Raw genomic sequence first — 25,173 nt, 5'->3', positions numbered from 1 at the left:
TCACAAGGTAAATTCGTAATAAAATTTACGGGGGGATGTAAAATGGGATTCAAGATGAAAAAGAAAAAGAAGGAAGAGAAGGGCGACAAATGGGAATTCTTTGAGTTAGCTTTCGATCTCATTGAACCTATATACCTGCTTATCAGATTGGGCGTCCGAGTCATAATAAAAATCCTGCATTAAATAAGGATAGAATTGAAATAGCCCAGTATGAATACCAGGCTAAATAAATCCTATTCTTTTCTAGTCAATCCTCGACTGACTTCACCATATCTCCGCACCGCATTCCGCCACATCAGGAAGCCGGTTTCCATCAACGACATTGTCAGCCCTGTCCAGAAAAACATACAAGAAAGAGGGTAGCTTTCCAATTCCTTTGAAAAGTCATCGTCTTTTACGGGAGCTGCCGGTTTCGAAGCCTTAAGCGGTTCGGTTTTGACTTCCTCTGCGATTGTGGCTGATTCCTTAGCGGGCGTTTGAATAGTACTTTCAACAGGCTTCCGTTTTGCATCCTTGACTGCCTTAATACTGACTACTTTTTTCCTCGGCGTCGTCCTAACAGTTTTCATTGGACCCTGTGCCCGGAAAAATGTGTCTGCTTCGATGGCCAGCCCCGACATGGACTTCATGGCCTCAACAATGACCTTGATTAACTCATCTTTTGAAAAATCTCTTACTGATATCCAGCCGCGTGCATCAACCGTGTAGTTGTTTTTCTTAATGACTTCTTCAGACATGTACTTGCCAAGCACATAGCCATTGCCGCTCTGCTGCAATTCCCTGGCCAGAACCAGGCCTCTCTGCTTGCTCTCGGGATAGTTAAAGTTCACTCTGCCGTTGCTGATTTCTTTCTCCTCCAGCTTGAACGTGCGGAAAATCTCCTTTTTCTCCTCAAACGATAACATTGGTCTCTACTCCCCTTCCTTTTTAACTTATTTATCTATTCTTTATAGTTGTTATTCAATTTCTAGTAATAGACTTCTCGATATATATCCTTTTTCCTGCAAAACTTTTCAAAGGTTATGAAAAAAGTAACTTTTCCTCGATTGAGAATGATTTCCTTTAATCAAGGGGAATTTAAGAGCGGCTGAAAAATAAACCGCTCAATACTTTTTTAAAGATTCAGTCGGTATGCCCTTACAATGATGCCGTCATTGGCTGGTTCAAAATCATATTGGGGCAGCCGTTCGAAGCCAAGTCGTTCATACAATCGCATCGCACTCTCCATAAATTGACCGGTATGAAGACCTATTGAAGAGTACCCTTGCTCTTTTGCCCGTTGGATGCATTCCGCGACCAAGGAAGCAGCGACACCTTTCCCCCTCACCGCTGGTGCAACGGCGAGCATGCGAATTTCCGGATAGTCCAGCTCTTCCACTTCCCCCTCATAGGCATCCGACTTTGCCGGAAACAAGATTACACTTCCAACAATTTCGCCGTTTATTTCAGCCACAATCCGTTCTGCCCCCGGCTGCAAATCCGCCTCCGATGAAATAGCCTTTTTCAATGCTTCCCAGTGCCCGGCGGGAATTTTTTGGGCATGCTCTTCATACGCGCTGACTCGCTGCACACGAATAAACGGTAATTCCTCCAAGTTCGCATCTCGTATCAACACAGCTTGCTCAACTCCTTTTTTTGAAAAATTTCTCCTCTTGATTGCTTAAGCTTTGGCGGTTATGTTCGGTTGTAAGACCGGATAAGTCCGGACCTTTCGGTAAAATGTTAAAGCTCTTCTGATCATCGCTTGCGATATGGTTCGATAGATGATAATGCACTTTGATGGCATGAAAATCCGTTGTATCACCAAAGCCAGGCGTCTGGTATAGGTCCCTCAAATAGCCCCAAAGGTTCGGAAAGTCAACAATCCGGTTTCGATTGGCTTTGAAGGCGGAGTAATAAGCTGCATCAAATCTGATGAGTGTCGCATAAAGTCGGACATCCGAATCCGTAATATAATCGCCGAATAGGAAGCGCTTAGTTGACAGCCGCTCCTCCAATTCATCCAATCTGGCGAACAGCGTGTCATAGGCCTTTTCGTAGGCTTCTTGCGACTGGGCAAAGCCGCATTTATAAACCCCATTATTCACATCGTGGAAGATGACGTCGTTTAAGGCATCAATCTCATCACGTAATTGTTCAGGATACAAATCCGGCGCATTTTCCTTATGAAACGGTGCCCAAGCTGTTTCAAGATAGTTTGTTAGTTTAAAATAATCGTTGTTGACAACCTTTTGTTCCTTTATATCGACCATCGCCGGAACTGTCGGACGACCTGAATAATCGGAGTCGGATTTTTTGTAGATTTCGCTCATATAGCGAATGCCCAGAACAGGGTCGACGCCATTCTCGTCTAAGGAAAACTCCCAATCGACATGGGGGAGTATGGGACGCATTGGACTAGCGGTGCCCAGGCTGATGACCTCTTCTAATCCTAGAATTCTACGGACGATTACGGAGCGATGGGCCCATGGGCAAACAGCGGACCATAGGAGACGATATCTTCCTGCCTCTATTGGAAGTTCACCCTCATTGGTGCCAAAGGGTGTTGTGAATCTATTTTTTTGTCGGTTAAACGATCCATCAGCTTTAATCTCAGCAATCGTTTTTGGAGAAACTAAGTCTTGTGTCCCGCTGTTTTGTGTCTCTTTTTGTTGCATTGATTACACCTTCTTATAATTGATTCATGTTTACAACATATCCAAGGATATAATATGGGTATTCTCTACCATATATTCTTTCTCCTTCTTTTCCCTTTAGTGAAGAAAAAAACAGAGAGCCAGCGCCCGGCTCTCTGTCTTTCAATCAATCAAACTAAAACTACCCATAAAATCATCGTCACAACGATAGTAACTGCACCCTGCAATAAGGTTGCCATAGTCTGGGCTTTGTAAGCATCGGTAACTTTCATTCCGCTGAACTGCGTTACAACCCAGAAGAAGCTGTCGTTTACGTGGCTGACTGTCATCGCACCTGCACCAACCGCCATGACAACTAGTGCCAACGGAACGGCTCCCTCAATGCCAAGAGTCGGCAGCATTGGAGCGATTAAAGATGAAGTAATAACCAATGCAGCAGTTGATGAACCTTGAGCTGTTTTTAATGCAGCAGCAATAATGAAAGGAATTAATAAGAACAGTGCGCCGCTAAATGTATCGCCGATTGACCAGCTTTGAATCGCATCCGCAATTCCAGTGTTTTTGATAACGCCACCAAACGCACCGCCAGCGCCGGTAATTAACAGGATTGGAGCAGATTCTACTAAACCTTCTCCGACCCATTTTGTTAAGGTCTCTTCATCAAATTTTGGCAGCAAGGCAAAAGCAGCGATGACACCGGCAAGCAACGCGACAAGCGGTGTGCCCAAGAATACTAAAAATTTAGCGATATTTCCTTCTGCCCCAAGGAAGGTAACAACAGACCCAATACCAATCAAAACGATTGGTAAGACAATCGGCAAGAATGATAGAAACGTAGATGGCATTTTTCCAAAGGAACGAACGATTTCGTCATAGTTCAATTCCTCACCATCGTCTTCTACCTCAATTTTGTTCGCTACTTTTGTTGCCCAGAAATAGCCGACGATGGTTGCTGGAATAGCTGTAATAAGACCAATTAAAATGATAGTTCCCAAGAAGTTGCTTGCGCCAATGTTTCCTGCCGCGGCGATCGGCCCCGGTGTTGGCGGAACAAGCGTGTGAGTAGCGTACAAGCCGGTTGCAAGCGCCACAGACATCGATGCGACCGCTACCTTTGCACGCTTTGCTAGTGCTTTTCTTAAGCTTGATAAAATAACAAAACCGGAATCACAAAATACAGGAATCGAAACAATGTATCCAATTAAACTCATCGCCAGTTGCGGTCTTTTTGGACCGACAACGCGGAGTACGACTTCAGCCATCCTGAGGGCTGCTCCTGATTTTTCAAGGATTGTCCCAATAACGGTTCCGAACACGATCACGAGACCGATTCCCCCCATCAATCCTCCGAATCCGGTATTCACGTTTTCCACAATCTTCATCAGCGGCATACCTGAAGCAAAACCTACAAAAAATGTACCTAATAATAACGATAAGAATGGGTGCAGCTTAAATTTCGTCGTGGCGATGACGACTAACAGTACGCCAATTAATAAAACTAGAAATAACATCTGTATTACCCCTTTGTTGTTTTGTAAAAATCTTCTCCTCTTTACAGCAAGGTTTTTCTCCCTGCCAACCCCTGTTCGTATTCCAAAACCCTTAAGCTAGTGAAACCAAATATGTCCGCATTACCTGCTCTCCTGACCGCTCGAGCAGTTCAGCTCCTCGGTCCATTGCCTCTTTTAGCGTCATCGGAGCATTGATGATACTATGAACACTCGAAATCCCATGCTCATAAAGCTGGTCAATCCCTTTGCCAATCGACCCGGCAAGGACGAATACCGGTATGCCCAGTTTCTTCGCCTCTTGAGCCACGCCCATCGGCGTTTTTCCGGAAGCGGTTTGAAAATCTGTCTGGCCTTCTCCGGTAAACACACACTGAGCACCGTCCAGCTTTTCTGCAAGCTTGGTGTACTCGATGACGATATCGATGCCCCTTCTTGTTTCGGCTGGAAAAAACGCCTGGAAAGCTCCGCCAATTCCGCCTGCTGCCCCAGCACCCGGCTTGTCATGAAGTCGAATACTCGTTTTGGCTTCAACCAAATCGGCCCAATGGCGTAAATATCCATCCAGAATTTCCACCATTTCAGGTGTGGCCCCTTTTTGCGGACCGAACACATGGGATGCTCCGCTCAGCCCCACTAAAGGATTCTGAACATCTGTAGCAATTAGAAACTGAGCCCCGGCAATACGCGGGTCAAAATCCCGGTTATCAATGGAAGCAATCCGGGAAAGTTCACCTGCACCTGCCCCATCCTGCACAGGATTTCCATTCGAATCCAACAGCTTCATTCCTAGTGCCTGAAGCATACCAATTCCCCCATCGTTGGTAGCGCTTCCACCTATGGCCAAAATAAATTTTCGGCAGCCATCGTCTAATGCTTTTTTAATCAGTTCCCCTGTCCCGAAGGTGGTCGCCAGCATTGGATTACGCTGTTCAGGCTTAATCAAATTTAAGCCGGATGCGGTCGCCATCTCGATGACACAGGTTTCCTGATCGCCAAGAATTCCATAGGCTGCCTTCACCGGTTCTAATAATGGGCCTTTCACCATGACATCCACCATTCGGCCATTTGTTGCCGCAACTAAGCTATCGGCTGTTCCCTCTCCTCCATCAGCAACCGGCACAAGCACCGTTTCTGCTGAAGGGTTCGCCCTTTTGATGCCCCGGTCGATTGCCTGGGCAGCTTCAAGTGCAGTAAGCGATCCTTTAAACGAATCGGGTGCAATAACAATCTTCATTGTGTTTTCCCCTTTTTTCTACAATATTCTGCTTAAAACAATTATAATCTTCAGACATTTGACATTCATCGGTCACCATAAACAAAAAAAAAGAAAACTTTTTTGAATTTTTTGTGTATAATAAATAAAAACGCTTACAAATGGAATGGTGATGGCATATGCTAACACAGGAAATGGCAGCTGAAATCGTCAAACAAACGATGATTCGTCTCAATCGCAACATCAATATTATGGATCATACCGGGACGATTATTGCATCAGGGGACCAAAGCCGTATACATCAGCTCCATTCAGGAGCATTGGAGGTTTTAAGAACCGGCAAGCCTTTATTTATCAAAGAAGATGACCCGCAGCAATGGGAAGGTTCGCTGCCTGGCATCAATCTTCCCATTACATTCCAGGACCTGATTATCGGCGTTATCGGAATTACCGGTAAACCTGAGGAAATCATGGAATTTGCCTCGTTGGTCAAAATGATCACAGAGATGATGATTCATCAATCTTTTATCGCCGAACAATTTGAATGGAAGCAGCGGCTGAAGGAGCAAGTCTTTGAAGAGTTATTGAAAGACCAATACGATGTGGAGTCCATTAACCAACGGTTGAATTTAATAGAAATTAAACTAACTCCATCTTTCCAAATTGCTATTATTGAAGTTTCACAAACCCCGTTAAAAAAACGAGAATTACTGCAAATTCTCGAGAACTCTTTTGACGAGGGCAGCTCGCTGGTGGGATTTTTAAACAGCAGCAGAATCTTTCTGCTGACATCCCAGCTGCCTGAGACAAAGCTGATACAAAAATTGAAAACTGTTTTAAACTCTACCAATCTATTTTTAAAAATCGGAATCGGTTCGACAGCAATGGATTTTACCCAAGTACGCCATTCCTTTCAGGAGGCACAGCAGGCTTTACTGTTTGGAGGCCAAGAGAAATTGACCACTTTTGCAGAAATTGAACCACAAGCCCTCTTGGCGGGATTGGATGAGCGGGCTAAGAGTCAGTACCTAAACCGAGTCATCGGGAATCTATCGGACAAGCTGATCGAAACATTGGATTATTTTTTCAAAAGCAATCAAAATATCGGGGAATGTGCCAAGCGCATGTACATCCATCGCAATTCGCTTATTTATCGGTTAAGAAAAATAAAAGAGATAACTGGACTCGACCCGCAGGTGCTAAATGATGCGGTGACCCTGCAGCTTGCGGTTTGGCTTTTGCAGATGAACCGGAAGGAAAACTAATTCAATGGAACAACCAAAAAGGCTAACTTGAAACGGTCCTCCCCAAAAGGACCACTCAAGTCAGCCTTATGCCTATTAATTTTGAAGGTTACGCCTCATAAGATCAGCTATAAGTCTATCATTTTGATCAGTCGAGCTTTCCAGCTGCTTGATAACCAATTCCTGACGTTCAACCGTGTGATTTTGACTAAGTTTTGCTTTACCCTCAATTTTGGTAATATTGATCCGAAAACCTACAATACCTTTCGTCATTCCTTCAATGAAACCAGGATCTACATCCTTTAACTGATAGGAACTATTGGGCTTTTCATATGTAGTAACCATTTCTGCTAACGCATCAAGCAGTTCCTGTCCATCTTCCACAATCTCCAATTGGCCATATACATGCACGGCAACATAATTCCAGGTTGGCACAGCCTTATTGGTTTCGTACCATGAAGGGGAGATGTAGGAGTGCGGGCCTTGAAATATGACTAAAACCTTTTGATTTTCAATATCCTTCCACTGACCGTTCGGACGGGCAAAATGGCCATATAAAACACCTTCCTCTTTATGAATGGTTAATGGAAGGTGAGTGGCATATGGTTCCCCATTATGCTGCGAAACTAACGTGGCAAAGCTGTTTTTTTCCATAAAGTCATAGAGGATTTCTTCGTCATCTATTTTAAAATGGTTTGGAACATACATTTTACATACCTCGTTTTTTTAAATAGATTTTATTCCGGCAGCCCATGCAGGTTGTCCGCAATTCCTTTATAAAAACTGTAGATATCTTTTAAGCCAAGATTATCTTCAGATCCGATCCCTATAAAATCAAAATGATCCCAGCCTGGCTGCACACCAAAGTGATTCCATACTCCTTTTTCAACATGGCCATCATACCTCTTATGAGCATGACTGAGCGGGTATTTCGAGGAGACTACATTTACAATCCCGTCATTCGGCCACCAGGCAGAATCAATAACAGGCTCAGGGCTTTTTCTTGAATAAGCTCCCATTAACATGCTGGAGGCTTTCATTAAAGGATTCATGGTAAACATCGGATACGCCCGGCCGGTCAGAACGCCTTTATAGGTGGCATCCCCAGTATACGAAAAATAGTAAACATTCTGATGCGTCTTCACCCATTTATTGAGGTTAGCCGCTCCATAAGTGGTTAAATCATTTAGGCTGCTGTCTTTGCTTGTCCAAATGGCACTTTTGAAAACCCTGTCAACATATTCAAAGTATGACTCTCCCTCTTCCCGCTGTAGCCCCCATTGGTTAAGTTTATAATCATAGACGATGTTTTCATCACTTGCCCCTGATAAACTCCCAGCGTAAAAGACCATCTGATTCAGCCATGGTGTCATCCCTTCTTCGTCCGCAAACGTGGAGCCATTATGGGGCGTCGCAAGGGTTGTGACACTATGGACCCAGCTTTTTCCGCCTTTGAACAAGTCAGATAGCCCTTCTTCCGGATGCTGCTCAGCGTATTCCCGTTCCGCAGCACTTCCATTTTCCAGCAGTTCGACCAAGGTCCTGATGGTTTGTCCGCCCATACTATGGCCGACAAGGTGAATTTTCTCAGTGACATTCCATTGGCTGTATATCCCAGGGTAGGTTCTCCCAAACCGTTCATGCCCGTGCTCTTTGGCATGGGCCGCCCCGTAATCTACCTTTCCGCCTTTGATGTACGCATATAGCTCAACGGCCCGGTCCCAGTTGCTAGAAACAGGTCCCACTGTCGCTGTATAGGTTTTATGTCCTTTTTCATTTAAGTACTCTTCGAGGTCGCGGACCCCGCCCCAATATTTAATTCCCCCCATTTCATCCCTGCCCCAGCCGGTTAATCCATGGACAAGGATCATCGGAAAATCATTCAATTTTTGTGAAGCTTTTGGTTTAGTTTTTCCTGAGAGCGTTGCGAAAAAAGAACTTGTTAATAGACATGGACTTGGAAACAATGTTAAACTCCCAATCATTAAATTGACCCCCTCCCTTTTGCTGAATTTTCACAATTTTTTAACCCTATTATATCATATTGGTATAATCAGTTTTCAAATTAATAGAAGTGTACAGGTACACACCCCGAGTCTGCTTGGCATCATTTTATTGGTCAATTTTCTTCCCTTTTGGTGAAACTTTATATAGACTAATACGTAATACATGTTTGTACCATTCTAAATATTATGATAGGCAGGAGATAGAAAATTGGGTTCTTATATTATGCTAATTGGACAGTATGCTTTTGAGGCATATTATTGGTTAATTTTAATATCGATTTTTGGTTCTTGGTTCCCGCGTTTTCAAGCAACAAAAGTGGGCGAATGGATTTATAAGCTGGTTGAACCTTATTTAAACGTCTTTAGGAAATTCATTCCTCCTTTAGGTCCAATCGATTTTTCTCCAATCATCGCCTTATTTGTATATCGATACATCGGCGGGTTTGCACTTGAGGGACTGCGCTCATCCATTAATTTTATTGGGGTTTAAAAGACATATGAAAATTGAAGCGCCTAAGATTCCTGATGAGTTGCGTGACAGGAATTTCCATGAAATTTTTTATGAAGAAGATCCGGAATTAGAAATGTGCAAGATTAGCGACTCCGTTTTTGAAAATGAAGCGGCTGTCCGGGTCCGGCTTTTCAATGTGGTGTTGAAGAATTGCCGATTCACCAATACTGATTTTCAAAAAATGGATCTAACGGATGTAATCTTTGAAAACTGTGATTTATCCAATGCCGATTTAAGCAAATCTTCGATTCACAGGGTCATCTTTAGGGATTGCAAACTATTAGGGGTAAATTTTGAAGACTCCCGGTTTGGAAACGTCCAGTTCATCAATTCCGTCTTAAACTTAACGACATTGGCCACTTCCAAGTTTGAAAAGGTACTTTTTCAAGATAGTTCATTAAAGGGTACTGATTTTTATGACTGTAAATTCAAAAGTACCGAATTTCAATTTTGCAATCTGGATGAAGCCAGCTTTGACCATACCTCCCTTAAGGGCGTGGATATCAGTTCCTCGAATTTCAATACAATGACCGTAGCCATTGAAGATTTAAAGGGATGCAAGGTATCAACGCATCAGGCTTTGCAATTTTCTACCTTGATGGGGTTAATTATTAAAGATTAATTTGAAAAAAGGAGTTCTGAACCAAGTTTGGTTTCAGAACTCCTTTTTAGTTGCCTATGCTTGTTCGTTTCTTTCCATTCTGCGCTGCTGTTCGGCGATGATTTCATCATCCTCAGAATTGTCCCTAATTACTTTCTGGGTAAGGATGGAGCCCACGATGATGAGCAGCATAACCGCAATATAATATCCCTTTTCATTCAACTCCAGGTCAGCGTTATAGATACCAATCGCAAATAAACAAACCCCTGCAAACAGCGTGAAATAGGCCAAGAATGTGAACGCTGCCGTATTTCTTCTTTTATGTTTTTGTGGATACATCAAGTAGCCCCCTTTTTCTATTTCTTTCCTGAAATAAAAATAACTGCAATTTTATTATAAGTAGAAACAGGCATTTAAGTAAACTATTTCCATATTGAAATAACGAAATATTAGGACCCGTTAACAAATGCAGGCTTTTTAACATACATCTAAAATAGGGGTGAAAAGGGATGCCACGAGCAAAATATAGATCATCAGATGTTGATCTGGTAGCAAGGATGATGAGAGCAGAAGCCGAAGGCGAAGGAAAAATGGGAATGCTGCTTGTTGGGAATGTCATCGTTAATCGCCTAAAAGCAGATTGTTTAGACTTTAAAGGGCTACGGACAATTCCACAAGTCATTTATCAAGTACAAGGCGGAAATTATTCTTTTGAAGCTGTTCAAAAGGGTAATGTGTTTTACCAAGCAGCGAGAAGTTCGGAGAAAAGGTTAGCCAAACAAACTTTGGATTATTGGAGGGGCCAACCGGCTAAACATGCCTTATGGTATTTTAATCCTTATGCTCCATGCCCGCCAACCTGGTACGGTCAGCCACATTCAGGGCCATATAAACAGCATTGTTATTATGAGCCGAAAGAATGTCCTAATGCATATAGCTGGTAAAAAAGTAAATCCCACAGAATTTGTAACAGGTTTGCTTGTAAGGTGCAAAACGGTTAATCACAACCCTAACCACATAGCAAATCCCATAATTTTTCACAACACAAATCACAGTATATTGCACAGTCCATAAGGCTTTGAGATGAAAATGTCTCTAAGCCTTTTTTCAAATTTTCTTTGTCTGACTAAAGCAACCGTAAGTTGTATAAGTTCATTAGACATTAGACACTGTTTGATAAATAAGGGAAGAAATTTCCCTTATTTAGTATATAAGATTAAGAATAACTTAAATAGGCGGAGAAATTTCCCCTATTGACTCAAAAAACATCAATATTGGGGATTTTTCTTTATTTAAGCGGAAAACCTTCCCTTATTTACGCCGGAATGAGCCCTATTCTCCATTTAGCGGAAAAATCTTCGCTTATTATTGTGAATTCAAGTGTGTTTAGCTGTGTGGTTTAAAATGATTGCACCTCCTAAAGTAAACCCGTTACAGAATTTGTGTGATTTTTCTTTTTTAAGATTTTCTTCATAAATAATAGTTTAAGATAATGGTAGTATATCCCTATACCTTTTGGTAAAATTATCAAAATCAACTTAGGGAGGAATTATCATGCTTACCTATCCTCTTTTGAAAAAAGGAGCAACGATTGGGATTACCGCGCCTTCATCGGGTGTCCCTGTTGAATTGCATGATTTGGTCAAGAAAGCGTGCAGCCGGCTGGAGCAGAAAGGATATAGAACAATCTGCGGAGAAACGGTTTGGACGCAGGACAAGGCCAAATCAGCACCAGCGATAAAACGGGCAGCGGAATTGAATGCGATGCTGAGCGATGCTGAAATCGACCTCATTCTCCCTCCTTGGGGCGGCGAGCTTTTGGGTGAGATTATTGAGCATATTTACTTTGAAAATATCAAAAACAAATGGGTGTTGGGATACTCTGATACAAGCGGCCTGCTGCTGGCCATTACATTAAAGACAGGGATTGCAACGGCCCATGGGACAAACCTGGTCGATATTCGGGGAGAATATTGGGATGAAACAACTGCGATGTGGGAGACCGTCTTATCGACAGCAAGCGGCGGGTCTGTCCTTCAGCACTCCTCCCCCCTTTACCAAAAGGAATGGCAGCACGATAACCCATCCCCATATATATTTCATTTAACCGAGGAGACCCGGTGGAAAACCACTTCTAGTAGTACTGTTAAAATTAGCGGGCGCCTGCTCGGCGGCTGTGTTGACATCATCAGACATCTTGTCGGCACACCATATGGTGATGTGCAAAGCTTTAGAAAACAGCATATCCCCGAAGAACCTATCATTTGGTATTTGGAGAATTGCGAATTGAGTACGGCTGATTTACGGAGGTCGTTAGTGCAAATGAAACTGGCCGGCTGGTTTGACAATTGTTCCGGTCTGCTGTTCGGCCGGAGTTCGGCGAATATGCCTGTAGAGAACTATACTATTGAGGATGTTTACCTGGACCTTGCTGAAGATCTGCAAATACCAATTGTTTATGATATTGACTGTGGCCATGTTCCGCCACAGATTACCTTTATCAATGGGGCTTATGCGGAGGTGGAGGTTGCGGAAGGCAAAGGGACAGTCCTGCAAATATTTAAATAACGTTGGCAAAGGGCAGGTCCATGTTTGCTTAAGATTCCCCCATAATAGCAAAGGGTCAGGCTCCCGCTTCACTTTCCTGTTAAAGCGATGGGGCCTGACCTCTAATTTTAAAACGGATTTTGCCGCCTGGGCGGAGCTGGGCGATTTTCCATATGTCTTCTTTCGCAATTTTTCCGATTGTGGCGTAGCCGCCAATCGTTTGGGCGTCGGCCATTAGGATGATCGGCTGACCGCTGTTAGGAACTTGGATCGTCCCAAATTGAGTGGCTTCCGAGAGGATATCTCCTCCGTTTTTAAACCTTAGCTCAGGACCTTTAAGGAGGTATCCCATCCGGTCCCCGCTCCTCATCGTATACGGAGTTTGGAAAAATTCCTGTAAGCTTTCCGGTACAAACATCTCTGAATGCGTACTAATCCAGACACTAACCTCTACCTCATCCGAGTAATCCGGGATTTCACTTGGAATCAACCCTCGATGAAACCCAGTGAATTTCTCCTTCTTCGCGTAGAGGATAGCATCCTTCTTAATGGAACTTCCCAGAAGCCCTTTTGGATAAACTGATGCGCTGCCCAGCAGTTCTTCTGAATGGAACCCACCTTCAGGAAAAACATAGGCGATACTGCCTTTATTTGGACTTGTAAACTTTAATGACTGCCCTTGATGAATCGAGAATGTTTTCCAGAGCGGAACAGCTTTTCCGTCCACCTGGGCCCCTAGATCTGCTCCTGTAATAACGACTCGATGATCTGATAAAACCTCAAATTCCTGCCCGCCTAAAAACACTTCCAGCGCTGGACTGCCAGATGGATTCCCTAAGATGTAATTTCCCATTTCGTAAGAATAGGCGTCCATCGGTCCAGATACAGGAACGCCAAAGCGCTGAAAGCCGAACCTTCCTTTATCCTGAATGGATCCGTAGACACCAGCCTTCCGAACCTTCAATAATGGAATCATGCAGGTGCTCCTACTGACCGGACAAAAACATTTTCCTTTTCTAAAGCTTGGCGAATCAGTGCGGTATGTTCAACCACATTTGCCCCATCCCCATGGAAACAAATCGTGTCTGCCTGCAAAGTAATCCAGCCTCCTGAAAGACCCTTCACCCGCTTATGGAAAATAATCTCTTTCACCTGTTGCAAAATCTCATCATGGTTTTTCAAAACAGCATTCGGCAAAAGTCTTGAACACAGCCGTCCGTCATCCGTATATTGTCGGTCCGCGAACGCTTCGGAAGCTGTTTTCAAGCCTGCTTCTTTTCCGGCCTTCACAAGTTCACTATTGCACAACCCAAATAAATAAGCATCCGGAACCGTATCATACACAGCTTCAGCGATGGCTTTTGCCACTGCCGGATTCTCAGCCGCCGTATTGTATAAGGCGCCGTGAGGCTTCACATGCTGTATAGCCATCCCCTGAATCTGGGCAAACATTATTAGTGCCCCAATTTGATAGACCATGCAATTATAAATTTCCCGCGGTGTCATCTGCAGGTTTCTCCGGCCGAATCCTTGAAGGTCCGGATACCCCGGGTGGGCGCCAATCGCCACGCCGTTTTCCTTTGCTTTTTTCACCGTATCGTTCATCACGTTATAATCTCCGGCATGGAAGCCGCAGGCGATATTGGCAGATGTAATATATTGAAACAGATTCTGATCATCGCCAATGGTATAGGCGCCGAAGCTTTCCCCCATATCTGCATTTATATCGATTCTCACTCAGGAGCCCCTCCCTTCTAAAAATCCCCTTTTTCTAATTCTCTACGATAAACTCACTGATAGATTCAGGATGCTTTGCTAATTGCACCTGTATGGCGCTAAATTCAGTTTGGGAGATGGCTGTAAACTGAAGCGTGTCTCCCGTACGAATAAAAAACGGTTCCTCCCGGTCAGGCCGATAAATCTCAAGCGGTGTTTTTCCGATAATGTTCCATCCCCCAGGACATTCAATCGGATAAATTCCCGTCTGGCTGCCGCCAATACCAACCGTCCCCTTTGGCACTTTTGCACGCGGGTTTGGAAGCCTGGGTGTCGCTAATTTTGGATTTAACTCTCCAAGGTAGGGAAATCCAGGTAAAAACCCTATCATATAGGTGGTATATACCGTTTGGGAGTGAAGCGAGATAATCTCACTGTCCCGCAATCCGGTATGCCCCATCACTCTTTCCATGTCCAAAGCAAACTCTACATTATAGCAAACGGGAATTTGCAGTTTTCTAGGATTCCAGTCTGGTTTCCCTTTTGATTGATGTTCCCATTTTGCTAACAACGACTGAATGAAGGGTTCTTTTTTTTCCAAATCCTTCTTTAAATAAACCGTTACCGTGTGATAGCTTGGGACCACTTCTTCAATGAAAAAAGATTCTTTTTCCAACATGTGACAGAAGCTTTGCACCTGGTTAAAGATTTCTTTCCCAACCTGATTGCTGAAGGCAAAGCGAATGCTGCGTTCCCCCGTGATGTTTACTCTTGGAAAAAAAACTTTCGTGTTACTCATGTTCCGCTAACACTTGAATGCAAGTGTAGATCCCCCGTTTTAAATCCTCATGCGACCAGCTTGGGATCTTTCCGTGTTGAATCGCCAGCTCATGGGAGGCAGGAATATGAATAAAACCTGAAGGCATTTTCTTATTTTGTGTTTTTGCATAATGCAGGCTTTGATACATAACATGATTGCATAAATAAGTTCCTGCTGTATTAGAGATTTCAGCCGGCAGACCTGCCTCCTTCAATTGGTTGACCATGGTCCGAATCGGCAGGGTTGTCATGTAGCCGTCTGCGCCTTCAGCTTGAATCGCTTCATCGACAGGGGTGTTGCCACTGTTGTCTGGTTCTCCGTCATTGACATTGATGGCAATTCGCTCGGGTGTTATTTTGAAGCGCCCACCAGCTAAGCCTAAGGAAATCACAGCGTCCGGCTTGATTGCCTCAAGGTGTTCTAACAGCTGTTTCCCAGCTTTCTTAAAATCTACCGATAAGATTTCCCCATGAATCTTGTAGCCGCCAACTTCCTGGCCGTTCAGTTCTTCCACAATACGCATGGTTGGATTGATTGTAAAGGATAGAAACGGTTCAAAGCCTGTTAGTAAAAGTGTTTTCATTGCAAAACCCTCCCCCTGGTTTTATAAAAAGTTCATTTTTTAAAGATATCTGCGAATTTTATAAGTATATCTGCGAATTTCTAAATATATCTGCGGATTTTTCATTTTATCTGCGAATTTCCAAATATATCTGCGAATCTATTTTATAAACGGATTGGCCTATTTCGTTCAAAAGCAATCCCTTCTCGGTCATCGCGCGTGACCTTGATTTCAGCTTTTTGCAGAGCCTCCAAAATCGCTAAATCAAAGACGATGTGCGCTTCGACGCAGCTTTGAAGCACTTCACCGTATATCACTTCATCCGCTGTTTCAGAAATGATTTCGGCCGCAATCCACTCTGGGTACCTAGAGATTCCAATTGTTCTATACGACGGTGCCACCGAAGCAGAGCGATAAAAATGAATCCCCGGCGCCTCTTCAATTGGAAAAACATTTGGCAGCCACTGGTTTCCGTACTTTATAAAACGCCCCTGCCAGTATCCATTCTCTTCCTCAATCAGCGTCCCACGAATTCGACTGCTGACCTGACCAACAATTTTATCTACATTATCTTCATGCAGAGTCCGATACTCTCCGTTCGATAACCGAGCGATGCCATAGATTTTCGCACTTGGCAAAAAGTAAGATACCGGGAAACGCGGCGGACTATTATAGCCAGCAAACGGCTGTACCCACTCATGTGAAGGGATGCCGTGATCATCAATGATGACATCAGGAGCCCATCTCTTCAGCACTTCCGGATAAATATTAGCTTCTCCAAAAATCGTTTCATGGAAGCGAACCAAGGAATATTCCAAACCTACCGCATTGTACCTGGCCGCATGGTGCTTCCATTCCGGATGCTCTTCCGTCAGCTTCGTCAGCAATTCGTATCCATCTGGGTTTGCCAATGGAAGGATCACCACGTTGACTTCCTTCAGCCAGTTTTCATATTCAGCCCTGGCACGATTGATAAATTGAAGGATCGCAGGTGTACTGGATACCTCATTCGAATGATGTCCCGCTTCAATGAACACAGTCTTTTTAAAAAGAGACATTTTTAAAGGGGAATAGAACTCTTCCCCAGCATCCAGGAAGCACTCAATGACTGGGATCGCCTTGCCAAGATACGAATGGTCTGGATAGACAACTCGATAAGGTGATGAAGTGTTCAGCCATTGCTGAACGTCGGGATGTATATGCTCAGTCGGTTTTTCAAACTCCTTAATCTCTAGGTTTACGACCACTTCCCCGTTGGTAATGACGGCTTCAGAGAACCTGCCATCTTCCGTAAAGGAAATCGCTTTTGTCACTAAGTTTTCCAGCGGCTTATCTTCCCATTTGTACACGCGAATCTGAGCTTCCGGCTTTTCGCCGACTCTTACATGCATAAATGGATGAACGCCCCCAGGTGCATCAAACGACTTGCCTTCCAGTTCTTCTCCCATATAGGCAAAATAATCGAGCGTATTAAAATATAGGTCTTCGTGGAGAGCTTCCAGTGAAGAAATACGTTCCTCGTCCACTCCAAGCTTCTGTTCCTCTTCACTCATCCAGACATCGATTTCAATTCGGTCGAATAATGGACGGTTGCGGCCCTGGCCGGGATTGTACTTCGAAACTTCTTTTCTAAGCTTCGGCAGAACTTCTTCGACATAATAACAGTAAAATCGTTCTCGGTCCGTTTGAATTAGATGTTCTTCTTCACGTCCTCCATCACCACTGATGCGAACAACACTTGAAACAGGATAAACGTAACGCTGATGATCCAGGTAAAGAAGCTTGGATACAGGGACATCCAAACAGCCTGCAAGCTGCTTTTCCTCTTTCTCATTCCATATATGGACCTCATATGTATGGTCAAGGTCCTTCACCAGCTTGAAATGGACACAATCGGCCTTCAGACCGAGCTTCTCTTCCAGGCAGCGGTCCACAGGATACAGCTCTTGAATCCAGCGAATCGGAAGCTCGAGGCCCATCTCCCCTTGTTCCTCCCGCACATAAATATCCATTTTCGTAATGGTCTCCCCTGCCGTTTGCAAGGAAGGCAGAACCTCTTCCATCATCCAATGAAAACCAGGCTTAAAGGCGGAGCGGATGGATAGGGAGTGAATAACAGGAAAAATTGCTTTCCACTCAGCCACCAGACGGTTTCTCACCTCTAATGGTTCCGATAAGAAAATCTCAACATTGGCTGCCTCAAGATTCTTGGATGCTTCTAATACCTTGAATGCTAAATCCACTTCCCGCTCACCTGACCATACCGATTCAAACAAAAGCGGGGCTTCTTTTTTCTGGGAAAATAGATATTCCTGTTCCCAATAGCCAAATGCTCCTCCTTCACTCCAATGCTTAGCTTTCGCCAATTCATTCAGAGCGGCAGGCAGTGCTTCCCTCTTCCCGGTTAAGCGGAGTTGATTTGAATCTAAAAGCTCGAGCACCGCTGCATCAGAGTCCTCTTTTATATCAATCTGAAACCGGGCAGCCTGATTCCCCGTAATCGGAAAAACGATACTCGTAGAATACATAGCAGCTCTTGCTGCAAAATGACAAATTTCAGGTAATACACTTGTCGTCATCAATGGTTTTTCAACTGATATATTTAAGTTTAGTAGCTTCGAAGGAGAGGCTTCCTGATTTTTGCCAAACCCGGAAAAACTCCAAAGATGGCTGAGGCTGTGGATATCAGAATAAACTTTAGGTTCTGATTCAGCACCGGTTTGGGTTCCCTCTTCCCTGACCCAGTTCACCGCAATCAAGTCGGTACCTGCATATAAGTGGCCGTCTCTTAATTCAACAACCGGACTGTCCATCCCGGCTTCCGGCTTCATCGCTGCAAGTAACTGAAGGAGCAATGACAATTCCGATTCATTTTTATAAGAAAAAATAATTTCTTCGTTTTCCCATCGTGCTTCTGTTTTTGAACTTGAACCGACAAAACGGATATTCACAGCCTCTTCGCTTGGTTCAAAAAAGGTGAATGATAGGGAAGTAGTTTCAAATCCCAGACGGGCACTGAAATCGATTAAACCTTCCGGCGCCAATCCCTCTGGCAAATCGATAAAAACAGAAACTCCGTCAACCACACCATCGCCATTTTTATCCCTTAGAAGTCCATCCTTCGTCCAAATCGCCAGAATATTATTCATGACCATCACCTACATCTTCATATTCGGGTCAAATTTATCTCGGAGCCAGTCTCCAAGTAAATTGAAGCCTAAAACAGTCAACATAATCGCAATCCCTGGGAAAGTCGCCGTCCACCAAGCGGTTGTGACATAGTTCCGGCTGTCGGCAAGCATTCCTCCCCAAGAAGGAACAGTCGGGTCTACGCCCAAGCCTAAGAATGTTAACGAAGCTTCCAATAAAATAAACTCCGCAATATACATCGTTCCAAGCACGAGAATGGATGACATGACATTCGGTAAAATATGTTTGCGGATAATCCTAAACTGGGTGCCGCCGATTGCTTTCGCTGCCTGAATATATTCCTGTTCCTTCAGCGAAATAACTTGTCCTCTGATGAGGCGGGCAAAGCCGACCCAATACGTTAATCCTAGGATAAGGATAATTTTCCAAATACCCGTTCCAAGGACGCTCATAATAACAATTGCAAACAGGATAAACGGAAAGGCTAATTGAATATCGGCAACCCGCATGATTAAATCATCCATCCATTTTCCAAAATAACCAGAAATCAGGCCAAGGATGGTTCCTATAATCATCGAAATCAATACCCCAAAAAAGCCGACCATTAAGGAAATCTTCGCCCCATAAATGATTCTGCTTAATAGATCGCGCCCCACCTGATCAGCCCCAAGGAGAAATACGGACTTGCCGGTTTCGTCTGCCAAGGACGGCGGTGCAAGTCTTGATGAAAGGCTTGCCTTAGTCGGATCAAACGGAGCAATCCATTGAGAAAATAGCGCACAGCTTACACTGAGAAGAACAAGTAAAATCCCGATGAAGCCGGCTGGGTTCTTTTTCACAAAACGCCAAAAGCTTTGAAGAACAGTTCTTTTTTTCGGAAGAATGGCAACCTCCTCCTGAACCTGCTGCTGTAAGGTTGTCATGCTCGTCCACTCCCTCCTGCCTTAATTCTTGGATCAATCAATGAATAACTTAAGTCGACAATTAAATTCACTACCACCATGATGACGGCAAGGAAAATGACGCCGCCTTGAATAACAGGATAATCACGCTGGTTAATGGCATCAATAATCAAACGCCCGATTCCAGGCCATGAGAAAATCGTTTCCACGATGACCGTTCCGCCGAGCAAGGAGCCAAATTGCAGACCAAGGAATGTTATAGTAGGTAGCAAGGCATTACGGAAAGCGTGCTTAATAATAACTGCCCAATCGCTGATACCCTTCGATTTTGCTGTTGACACATATTGCTGATTCATGACTTCCAGCATGGAAGAGCGGACGAGTCTTGCCAAAATACCCGATAAAATCATCCCCAATGTAATCGATGGCAAAATCAGATGCTGCGGTCCTTCAAACCCGGAGGAAGGCAGCCACTTCAAATTAACGGCAAAAATCAAAATCAGCATGATTCCTAACCAGAAGTTCGGGAAAGAAATACCAATCAAGGAAAAAATGCGCCCGAAGAAATCGACAACAGAACCGCGCTTGACGGCTGAAATAATTCCGACAGGAAAGGCAATTAAGATGGAGACAATGGTTCCGCCAATGGCAAGCGCCAATGTAGCACCGGCTCTTTCCATAATTAAATCCATGACCGGCATATGGCTGCGAAACGACTCGCCAAAGTCAAATGTTACAAGTCCCTTTAAAAAGATTAAATATTGCACATAAAGCGGCTGATCGAGCCCGAGATTTCTTCTTACTTCCTCGATTGCTTCTTTCGTTGGTTCACCTGCGGAAAACATTACCGTCACCGGGTCCCCCGTCAAGCGGATCGAAAAGAAAATTAATAATGATATCGCAAATACAACTAAAACCGTGTGAAGTAATCTTCGAATCACGTAAGCTATCATGTTATTCCTCCGTCCTCTTTGATAAAGAAAGAGATAGCATGAGGACCATACTATCTCTTTTTTAAGCCAATCAGAATTGGTATCCAGCCATTAAACACATCGCGTTTAGCATCCCATAAGGAGACCGGAGCGTTAAGCGGGCAGTATTTTTTTACTTAACTGATACTTCTTCCAGGCGCATACGGTCCTCGTGTGGCGGTTGGAAGTTTTGAACTCGCTTATTAACGGCATATAAATCTACTGCTTGGTACAGATTAAGCTCTGGAGCCAAATCATATAGCACTTCGGTTAATTCTTTAAAGATTTTCTCACGTTCTTTTTGGTCAACAGTAGAACGCTCGGCAGCTAACAATTCTTCTACCTTCGCATCTTTAAAGGATGGATTCCATTTCTGTCCTTCGCTGTACATCAGGTACGCCGTGTTATCAAAGTCAAGCGTCCATCCGCCCCAGCCCTGGCGGTACATATGACCAGCCTTGCCGTTTGGAATCAAGTCAGAAATTAATGTTGTACCATCTACACTATTGATATTTAACTTTAAGCCTACTTCTTCTAAGTAGAAGGAAACAGCCTGAGCAATTTCTTTAAAGGTTGCATCGTTACCAGGAATGAACAGATCGATTTGAGTTCCTTCTTTCACTCCTGCTTCTTTTAACAATTTTTTAGCTTTTTCGGGATCATATTTATATGGCTTCAGATCTGGGTTGTTACCAAATGAAAGCTCACTTTGGTATGTGCTGATTGATTTTCCATAGCCAGATAGGATGTCTTTTATAATCGCATCTTTATCCACTGCATAGTTTATAGCCTGTCTGACCTGCTTGTTGTCAAACGGTTTTTTAGCTGTATCAAAACGCATCGAGTAAACAGTTGGAGTACCTACATCTTTCAATTCTAGGAAACTTGATTCTTTAACTGTTTTTGCCTGGGCCACTTCGACACGCTTCATGATATCGATTTTTCCAGTTTGAAGTTCTGCTAATCTAGTAGAAGATTCCGGAATCACTTTGAAGGTTACCTTATCTAACTTCGGTAATCCTTGCTTCCAATAATTCGGGTTCTTTTCCAATACGATTTCTTGGTCGCGTTTATAACCTGTCATTTTGAATGGTCCTGTACCAACTGGGTTGTTGTTGAAGAACTCATCGCCTTTTTCTTGAACATATTTAGGTGGAACGATTACGGCACCATAGCCGGCAAGCTTTGTTAATAGGACTGGGTCCTTGGATTTCAATTTAAAGTTAACCGTGTATTCATCAACAATTTCCACATGGTCAATCGAATTATAGTTCGCATACTGTGGACCTTTCTGTCCTTCTGGTCCTAATAAACGATCAAATGTAAATTTAACAGCTTCTGCATTAAACGGCTCGCCGTCATGGAATTGAACACCTTTACGCAATTTGAATTGAAGTGTGCTATCGTCGAGGTATTCCCAGCTTTCTGCAAGTCCTGGCTGCAATTTCAAATCTAGCGTACGGTCTACTAATCCTTCAAATACAGAAGTAGCGACTGTGCTCCAATCTAGCAAAAATGTATCAATTGGATCCCAGTTTTGCGGTTCACTTGTAACACCGATAACAATTTCATTTCCACGGTCTTTAACAGGATTCTCTTCTTTACTTTTACCAGAAGAGCTTGCATTGGATTTTTCACTCTTGCCTGAAGAACAAGCGGATAAAACAAGTGTGAAGCTAAGTAACAGTGCAAATAGTACTGACAATTTCTTCTTCATGCTTTTTCTCACCCCTATGTTTGATTCGTTGCTATGGTTTTTCCATATGGATATGGATGGTTATAGCCTAATTTCTTGGAAATTTCAGCAGCTGCCTCCCAAAGCGGTCCAACAAAATGATCCACCTTATCTCTTGGCAGGCTGGTTGAAAAACTGGCAATGCTTAACGCGTACTGGACAGCTCCGCTGCTATTAAAAATTGGTACGCCAATCGACGCGGTTCCCTCTTCTAATTCCGAGTCGCTGTACGAATAGCCCCTTTCCCGTATTTGCTTGATTAAGAGAAGAACATCCTCTTTCGTTGCCGGAGACTGGCTGGCATACTTTGTCAGAGGCTTGTCCAAAATCTCTTGTATTTTTTCTTCAGGCAAATAGGCGAGAATGGCACGCGGGCATGCTCCCGAATATAACGGGGCGTGTCTTCCCACTTTTGTGTACAGCCGAACGGGCAGTGTACTTTCTACCTTTTCAATGTACACACCTTCGTCCTGCTCTCGGGCAATCAATTGTATAGCCTCATTAAACTGCTCTTGAAGCTTTTTCATATAAGGATAAGCAATTGGGCGGATATCGAACCTTCCGGCTACTCGCTCTCCCATTTCCAGGAATTTCAACCCCAGCCCGTAGCTTTCTCCGTCAATCACGAGTCCCTCCTGCTGGAAGGTCATCTTTTTTAAATAACCGAGTTCTACAAAAGTTCTTAGCAGGCGCAAACACGTTGGCTTAGGGACACCTGTAAAAGTAGAAATCTCATCCAGCTTCCAGTAAGGTTTCTGTTCCGTAAAAATATCAAGAAGCTGCAAAGCTTTTTTTACTGTTTTACTCATCGAGATTCACCTGCGGCAATCTGTTCCTTGGCGCCTTGATATAAATGGCAGGAAACAAGATGGTCCTCATGAACCGCCTGCAGGCTTGGCTGTTCCGTTTTACAAACATCTAAGCACTTAAAGCAGCGCGGATGAAAGGTACAGCCGCTCGGCGGATTAGAAGGACTTGGGACATCCCCCTGAAGAATAATCCGCTGCTTCTTCTGAAGCGGATGGGAGCTTGGCAATGCTGAAAGCAAAGCTTCTGCATATGGATGAAGCGGAGTATCATACAAACGGTTTTTATCCGCTACCTCTACCATTTTCCCAAGATACATCACGCCAATCCGGTCACAGAAATGCTTAACTACGCTTAAGTCATGAGAGATGAAAATATAGGTCAGTCCAAACTCTTTCTGCAAATCTCTCATGAGGTTAAGAACCTGTGACTGAATGGAAACGTCAAGGGCCGAAACCGGTTCATCGGCGATAATCAGCTTAGGCTTTGAAATCAGCGCCCGGGCAATCCCAATCCGCTGGCGCTGCCCTCCGGAAAATTCATGCGGAAATCTGGTTAATTGTGCCTTAGTTAAGCCTACTTGGTCGGCCACTTCCAAGACCCGTTTTTCCCGCTCACTTCTGTCGGTCACCCCGAAATTAATCAGCGGTTCCTCTATCGTTTCTTTAATTTTCATTCTTGGGTTTAACGACGCAAACGGATCCTGAAAGATAATTTGAATATCTTTTCTCAGCTTTCGCATATCGTTTTTTGAAAGCTCGGCAATATCTCTTCCCTGGAAAAGAATCTTTCCTTCCGTCGGCTCTAGTAATCTAAGAATCGTCCGTCCGGTCGTACTCTTCCCGCAGCCTGACTCACCGACGATCCCAAAGGTTTCCCCTTCATATACATCGAAGGAAACTCCGTCTACGGCTTTAACTTGCTTTAGGGTCTTCTTGCCAAAAACCCCGCCCTTTATGGGAAAGTATTTCTTTAAGTCTTGTACTTGCAAAATTGGATTTTGTGTCACAGTACCGCCTCCGAATCACCATTTTCATAGAGCCAGCATTTTACCTTTGAACCGTTCACCTCAAATAATGGCGGTGTGTTCTTGCAGCGTTCATGAGCAAAGCGGCAGCGTGCGGCAAAGCGGCAGCCGGAAGGCATTTTCCCTGGTGCCGGTACCACGCCTGGAATTGAAGAAAGGTACTCCTTTTCTTCATTCACATCCGGCAGGGAGGATAATAACCCTTTCGTGTACGGGTGCCTTGGACGGTCAAACAGTTCGACCACCTGTGCTTCTTCGACGATTTCTCCCGCATACATGACGATGACACGGTCGCACATTTCAGCCACAACACCAAGGTCGTGTGTGATTAACACAATCGACATATTTAATTGATCTTGCAGCTTTTTCATTAACTCAAGGATTTGCGCTTGAATCGTTACATCCAAAGCCGTTGTTGGTTCATCAGCAATCAGGATTTCCGGATTACACGATAAAGCGATAGCAATCATGACCCTCTGCCGCATCCCGCCGGAAAGCTGGTATGGATATTCATCAAGAACCTGCTCCGGTCTTGGAATCCCAACAAGCTTCAGCATTTCTAGCGCACGTTCTCTCGCTTGTTTCTTCGAGACGTTCTCATGGCTTAAAACCATTTCGACAATTTGCTGACCAATTGTGTAAACCGGGTTTAGCGAGCTCATCGGCTCCTGAAAAATCATCGCAAGTCTTTTTCCTCTGATTTTCCGCCAATCCTTCTTTTTGAAATCCTTAAAATGAAGGCTCTCTGTTTTGATATCGCCGTCGAACCACTCCACGCCAGGCGGCAGGAGCCCCATTAACGATAGCGATGTCATACTCTTCCCGCACCCGGATTCTCCTACAATCCCAAGTGTCTCGCCTTTATTCAGGGAGAAGCTGATTCCGTTCACAATCGCAATTTTATTCCCATCATCATTAATACCGACTTTTAACTGATCAATCTCTAACACTTTTTGAACCATTATGACACTCCTAACGGTTTCATTTTGTGAAATGCAATTTCATTTTATGATTTTAATAATATAAAATAATGCGAATATTTTCAATAGTATTTGATGGAAAATAATTTAGAAATGTCGAAATAATCAATAGTTTGGTAAAAACTGTCGCATTTTAGCTTTTCCCCGTTCTATTAACATGTGGGTCTTCCATTCAAATTGATATTGAGAAATTAGCAAGTTTGTGGTTGGATTAGAATATCTGGGAGGGTTTTA

Annotated in this window: 25 protein-coding genes; 6 read left to right on the top strand and 19 right to left on the bottom strand. The window is 43.8% G+C overall.

Annotated elements, in window-relative coordinates:
* Positions 1 to 42: 42 nt before the first annotated feature.
* Positions 43 to 183: a hypothetical protein gene (locus V5M37_RS04525; RefSeq protein ID WP_423800961.1), complete on the top strand. Its 141-nt coding sequence runs from the start codon at positions 43 to 45 to the stop codon at positions 181 to 183.
* A 50-nt stretch (positions 184 to 233) separates the two neighbouring features.
* Here V5M37_RS04525 and V5M37_RS04520 read toward each other — a convergent pair whose 3' ends face one another.
* The 5 genes from V5M37_RS04520 to V5M37_RS04500 form a co-directional block, all read right to left on the bottom strand.
* Positions 234 to 905: a hypothetical protein gene (locus tag V5M37_RS04520; RefSeq protein WP_423800960.1), complete on the bottom strand. Its 672-nt coding sequence runs from the start codon at positions 903 to 905 to the stop codon at positions 234 to 236.
* Positions 906 to 1,114: 209 nt separating this feature from the next.
* Positions 1,115 to 1,615 carry a GNAT family N-acetyltransferase gene (locus V5M37_RS04515; RefSeq protein WP_423800959.1) on the bottom strand — a complete coding sequence of 167 codons (501 nt, stop codon included), beginning with the start codon at positions 1,613 to 1,615 and terminating at the stop codon, positions 1,115 to 1,117.
* Positions 1,616 to 1,622: 7 nt separating this feature from the next.
* Positions 1,623 to 2,657: a glutathione S-transferase family protein gene (locus tag V5M37_RS04510; protein WP_423800958.1), complete on the bottom strand. Its 1,035-nt coding sequence runs from the start codon at positions 2,655 to 2,657 to the stop codon at positions 1,623 to 1,625.
* 149 nt (positions 2,658 to 2,806) lie between these two features.
* Positions 2,807 to 4,147, bottom strand: coding sequence for a GntP family permease (locus V5M37_RS04505; RefSeq protein WP_423800957.1), 1,341 nt, complete (start codon positions 4,145 to 4,147; stop codon positions 2,807 to 2,809).
* A 91-nt stretch (positions 4,148 to 4,238) separates the two neighbouring features.
* A complete protein-coding gene (locus V5M37_RS04500) occupies positions 4,239 to 5,381 on the bottom strand; it encodes a glycerate kinase (RefSeq protein ID WP_423800956.1) in 1,143 nt (380 codons plus the stop codon).
* A gap of 158 nt (positions 5,382 to 5,539) precedes the next feature.
* Here V5M37_RS04500 and V5M37_RS04495 point away from each other — a divergent pair, with 158 nt between their 5' ends.
* Entirely contained in the window at positions 5,540 to 6,625 is a 1,086-nt protein-coding gene (locus tag V5M37_RS04495) for a CdaR family transcriptional regulator (RefSeq protein WP_423800955.1), read from the top strand.
* 75 nt (positions 6,626 to 6,700) lie between these two features.
* Here V5M37_RS04495 and V5M37_RS04490 read toward each other — a convergent pair whose 3' ends face one another.
* Together V5M37_RS04490 and V5M37_RS04485 are read right to left on the bottom strand one after the other, a co-directional pair.
* Positions 6,701 to 7,312 carry an FMN-binding negative transcriptional regulator gene (locus V5M37_RS04490; protein ID WP_423800954.1) on the bottom strand — a complete coding sequence of 204 codons (612 nt, stop codon included), beginning with the start codon at positions 7,310 to 7,312 and terminating at the stop codon, positions 6,701 to 6,703.
* Between the two features lie 29 nt (positions 7,313 to 7,341).
* A complete protein-coding gene (locus tag V5M37_RS04485; RefSeq protein ID WP_423800953.1) occupies positions 7,342 to 8,589 on the bottom strand; it encodes an esterase/lipase family protein in 1,248 nt (415 codons plus the stop codon).
* A 244-nt stretch (positions 8,590 to 8,833) separates the two neighbouring features.
* Between V5M37_RS04485 and V5M37_RS04480 the strand changes: the two genes are divergently transcribed.
* Both V5M37_RS04480 and V5M37_RS04475 read left to right on the top strand, forming a co-directional pair.
* Positions 8,834 to 9,100: a YggT family protein gene (locus V5M37_RS04480; protein ID WP_213146743.1), complete on the top strand. Its 267-nt coding sequence runs from the start codon at positions 8,834 to 8,836 to the stop codon at positions 9,098 to 9,100.
* A 7-nt stretch (positions 9,101 to 9,107) separates the two neighbouring features.
* Positions 9,108 to 9,743 (top strand): pentapeptide repeat-containing protein, encoded by a 636-nt coding sequence (locus V5M37_RS04475; RefSeq protein ID WP_423800952.1) that lies wholly within the window; start codon positions 9,108 to 9,110, stop codon positions 9,741 to 9,743.
* A gap of 54 nt (positions 9,744 to 9,797) precedes the next feature.
* Here V5M37_RS04475 and V5M37_RS04470 read toward each other — a convergent pair whose 3' ends face one another.
* On the bottom strand, positions 9,798 to 10,061 hold the full coding sequence (locus V5M37_RS04470) for a YiaA/YiaB family inner membrane protein (protein WP_213146370.1): 264 nt from the start codon (positions 10,059 to 10,061) through the stop codon (positions 9,798 to 9,800).
* Between the two features lie 170 nt (positions 10,062 to 10,231).
* Here V5M37_RS04470 and V5M37_RS04465 point away from each other — a divergent pair, with 170 nt between their 5' ends.
* Positions 10,232 to 10,666, top strand: coding sequence for a cell wall hydrolase (locus V5M37_RS04465; RefSeq protein ID WP_423800951.1), 435 nt, complete (start codon positions 10,232 to 10,234; stop codon positions 10,664 to 10,666).
* A 610-nt stretch (positions 10,667 to 11,276) separates the two neighbouring features.
* Entirely contained in the window at positions 11,277 to 12,290 is a 1,014-nt protein-coding gene (locus V5M37_RS04460) for a S66 family peptidase (RefSeq protein ID WP_423800950.1), read from the top strand.
* 79 nt (positions 12,291 to 12,369) lie between these two features.
* Here V5M37_RS04460 and V5M37_RS04455 read toward each other — a convergent pair whose 3' ends face one another.
* The 11 genes from V5M37_RS04455 to V5M37_RS04405 all read right to left on the bottom strand — a co-directional run bounded on the left by V5M37_RS04455 (position 12,370) and on the right by V5M37_RS04405 (position 24,921).
* On the bottom strand, positions 12,370 to 13,245 hold the full coding sequence (locus tag V5M37_RS04455; protein ID WP_423800949.1) for a biotin-dependent carboxyltransferase family protein: 876 nt from the start codon (positions 13,243 to 13,245) through the stop codon (positions 12,370 to 12,372).
* On the bottom strand, positions 13,242 to 14,006 hold the full coding sequence (locus V5M37_RS04450; RefSeq protein ID WP_423800948.1) for a LamB/YcsF family protein: 765 nt from the start codon (positions 14,004 to 14,006) through the stop codon (positions 13,242 to 13,244). The genes V5M37_RS04455 and V5M37_RS04450 overlap by 4 nt, the downstream gene beginning before the upstream one ends.
* Before the next feature lie 34 nt (positions 14,007 to 14,040).
* Entirely contained in the window at positions 14,041 to 14,784 is a 744-nt protein-coding gene (pxpB, locus tag V5M37_RS04445; protein ID WP_423800947.1) for a 5-oxoprolinase subunit PxpB, read from the bottom strand.
* Positions 14,777 to 15,388 (bottom strand): pyroglutamyl-peptidase I, encoded by a 612-nt coding sequence (pcp, locus tag V5M37_RS04440; RefSeq protein WP_423800946.1) that lies wholly within the window; start codon positions 15,386 to 15,388, stop codon positions 14,777 to 14,779. Before pcp ends, pxpB begins: the two co-directional genes overlap by 8 nt.
* Before the next feature lie 143 nt (positions 15,389 to 15,531).
* Entirely contained in the window at positions 15,532 to 18,516 is a 2,985-nt protein-coding gene (locus tag V5M37_RS04435) for a M14 family metallopeptidase (RefSeq protein ID WP_423800945.1), read from the bottom strand.
* Between the two features lie 9 nt (positions 18,517 to 18,525).
* On the bottom strand, positions 18,526 to 19,440 hold the full coding sequence (locus V5M37_RS04430; RefSeq protein WP_423800944.1) for an ABC transporter permease: 915 nt from the start codon (positions 19,438 to 19,440) through the stop codon (positions 18,526 to 18,528).
* Positions 19,437 to 20,372: a nickel ABC transporter permease gene (gene nikB / locus V5M37_RS04425; RefSeq protein ID WP_423800943.1), complete on the bottom strand. Its 936-nt coding sequence runs from the start codon at positions 20,370 to 20,372 to the stop codon at positions 19,437 to 19,439. Before nikB ends, V5M37_RS04430 begins: the two co-directional genes overlap by 4 nt.
* Positions 20,373 to 20,523: 151 nt before the next feature.
* Positions 20,524 to 22,107, bottom strand: a complete 1,584-nt coding sequence (locus tag V5M37_RS04420) for an ABC transporter substrate-binding protein (protein WP_423800942.1) — start codon at positions 22,105 to 22,107, stop codon at positions 20,524 to 20,526.
* A 14-nt stretch (positions 22,108 to 22,121) separates the two neighbouring features.
* A complete protein-coding gene (locus V5M37_RS04415; protein ID WP_423800941.1) occupies positions 22,122 to 22,934 on the bottom strand; it encodes an IclR family transcriptional regulator in 813 nt (270 codons plus the stop codon).
* A complete protein-coding gene (locus tag V5M37_RS04410) occupies positions 22,931 to 23,941 on the bottom strand; it encodes an ABC transporter ATP-binding protein (protein WP_423800940.1) in 1,011 nt (336 codons plus the stop codon). Before V5M37_RS04410 ends, V5M37_RS04415 begins: the two co-directional genes overlap by 4 nt.
* A complete protein-coding gene (locus V5M37_RS04405) occupies positions 23,938 to 24,921 on the bottom strand; it encodes an ABC transporter ATP-binding protein (protein WP_423800939.1) in 984 nt (327 codons plus the stop codon). The genes V5M37_RS04410 and V5M37_RS04405 overlap by 4 nt, the downstream gene beginning before the upstream one ends.
* Positions 24,922 to 25,173: the final 252 nt, after the last annotated feature.

The sequence above is a fragment of the Neobacillus sp. SAB-20_R2A genome, assembly GCF_049568635.1.
Classification (GTDB): Bacteria; Bacillota; Bacilli; order Bacillales; family Cytobacillaceae; genus Neobacillus; species Neobacillus citreus.
Note: the sequence above shows the minus strand (reverse complement) of the source record. Positions and strands in the feature narration are given on the sequence as shown.

Coding starts and splice junctions, on each gene's coding strand:
- V5M37_RS04525 (WP_423800961.1), top strand. CDS start 43: ATGGGATTCAAGATGAAAAAGAAAAAGAAGGAAGAGAAGGGCGACAAA.
- V5M37_RS04520 (WP_423800960.1), bottom strand. CDS start 905: ATGTTATCGTTTGAGGAGAAAAAGGAGATTTTCCGCACGTTCAAGCTG.
- V5M37_RS04510 (WP_423800958.1), bottom strand. CDS start 2,657: ATGCAACAAAAAGAGACACAAAACAGCGGGACACAAGACTTAGTTTCT.
- V5M37_RS04505 (WP_423800957.1), bottom strand. CDS start 4,147: ATGTTATTTCTAGTTTTATTAATTGGCGTACTGTTAGTCGTCATCGCC.
- V5M37_RS04500 (WP_423800956.1), bottom strand. CDS start 5,381: ATGAAGATTGTTATTGCACCCGATTCGTTTAAAGGATCGCTTACTGCA.
- V5M37_RS04495 (WP_423800955.1), top strand. CDS start 5,540: ATGCTAACACAGGAAATGGCAGCTGAAATCGTCAAACAAACGATGATT.
- V5M37_RS04490 (WP_423800954.1), bottom strand. CDS start 7,312: ATGTATGTTCCAAACCATTTTAAAATAGATGACGAAGAAATCCTCTAT.
- V5M37_RS04485 (WP_423800953.1), bottom strand. CDS start 8,589: ATGATTGGGAGTTTAACATTGTTTCCAAGTCCATGTCTATTAACAAGT.
- V5M37_RS04480 (WP_213146743.1), top strand. CDS start 8,834: ATGCTAATTGGACAGTATGCTTTTGAGGCATATTATTGGTTAATTTTA.
- V5M37_RS04475 (WP_423800952.1), top strand. CDS start 9,108: ATGAAAATTGAAGCGCCTAAGATTCCTGATGAGTTGCGTGACAGGAAT.
- V5M37_RS04470 (WP_213146370.1), bottom strand. CDS start 10,061: ATGTATCCACAAAAACATAAAAGAAGAAATACGGCAGCGTTCACATTC.
- V5M37_RS04465 (WP_423800951.1), top strand. CDS start 10,232: ATGCCACGAGCAAAATATAGATCATCAGATGTTGATCTGGTAGCAAGG.
- V5M37_RS04460 (WP_423800950.1), top strand. CDS start 11,277: ATGCTTACCTATCCTCTTTTGAAAAAAGGAGCAACGATTGGGATTACC.
- V5M37_RS04455 (WP_423800949.1), bottom strand. CDS start 13,245: ATGATTCCATTATTGAAGGTTCGGAAGGCTGGTGTCTACGGATCCATT.
- pxpB (WP_423800947.1), bottom strand. CDS start 14,784: ATGAGTAACACGAAAGTTTTTTTTCCAAGAGTAAACATCACGGGGGAA.
- pcp (WP_423800946.1), bottom strand. CDS start 15,388: ATGAAAACACTTTTACTAACAGGCTTTGAACCGTTTCTATCCTTTACA.
- V5M37_RS04435 (WP_423800945.1), bottom strand. CDS start 18,516: ATGAATAATATTCTGGCGATTTGGACGAAGGATGGACTTCTAAGGGAT.
- V5M37_RS04430 (WP_423800944.1), bottom strand. CDS start 19,440: ATGACAACCTTACAGCAGCAGGTTCAGGAGGAGGTTGCCATTCTTCCG.
- nikB (WP_423800943.1), bottom strand. CDS start 20,372: ATGATAGCTTACGTGATTCGAAGATTACTTCACACGGTTTTAGTTGTA.
- V5M37_RS04420 (WP_423800942.1), bottom strand. CDS start 22,107: ATGAAGAAGAAATTGTCAGTACTATTTGCACTGTTACTTAGCTTCACA.
- V5M37_RS04415 (WP_423800941.1), bottom strand. CDS start 22,934: ATGAGTAAAACAGTAAAAAAAGCTTTGCAGCTTCTTGATATTTTTACG.
- V5M37_RS04405 (WP_423800939.1), bottom strand. CDS start 24,921: ATGGTTCAAAAAGTGTTAGAGATTGATCAGTTAAAAGTCGGTATTAAT.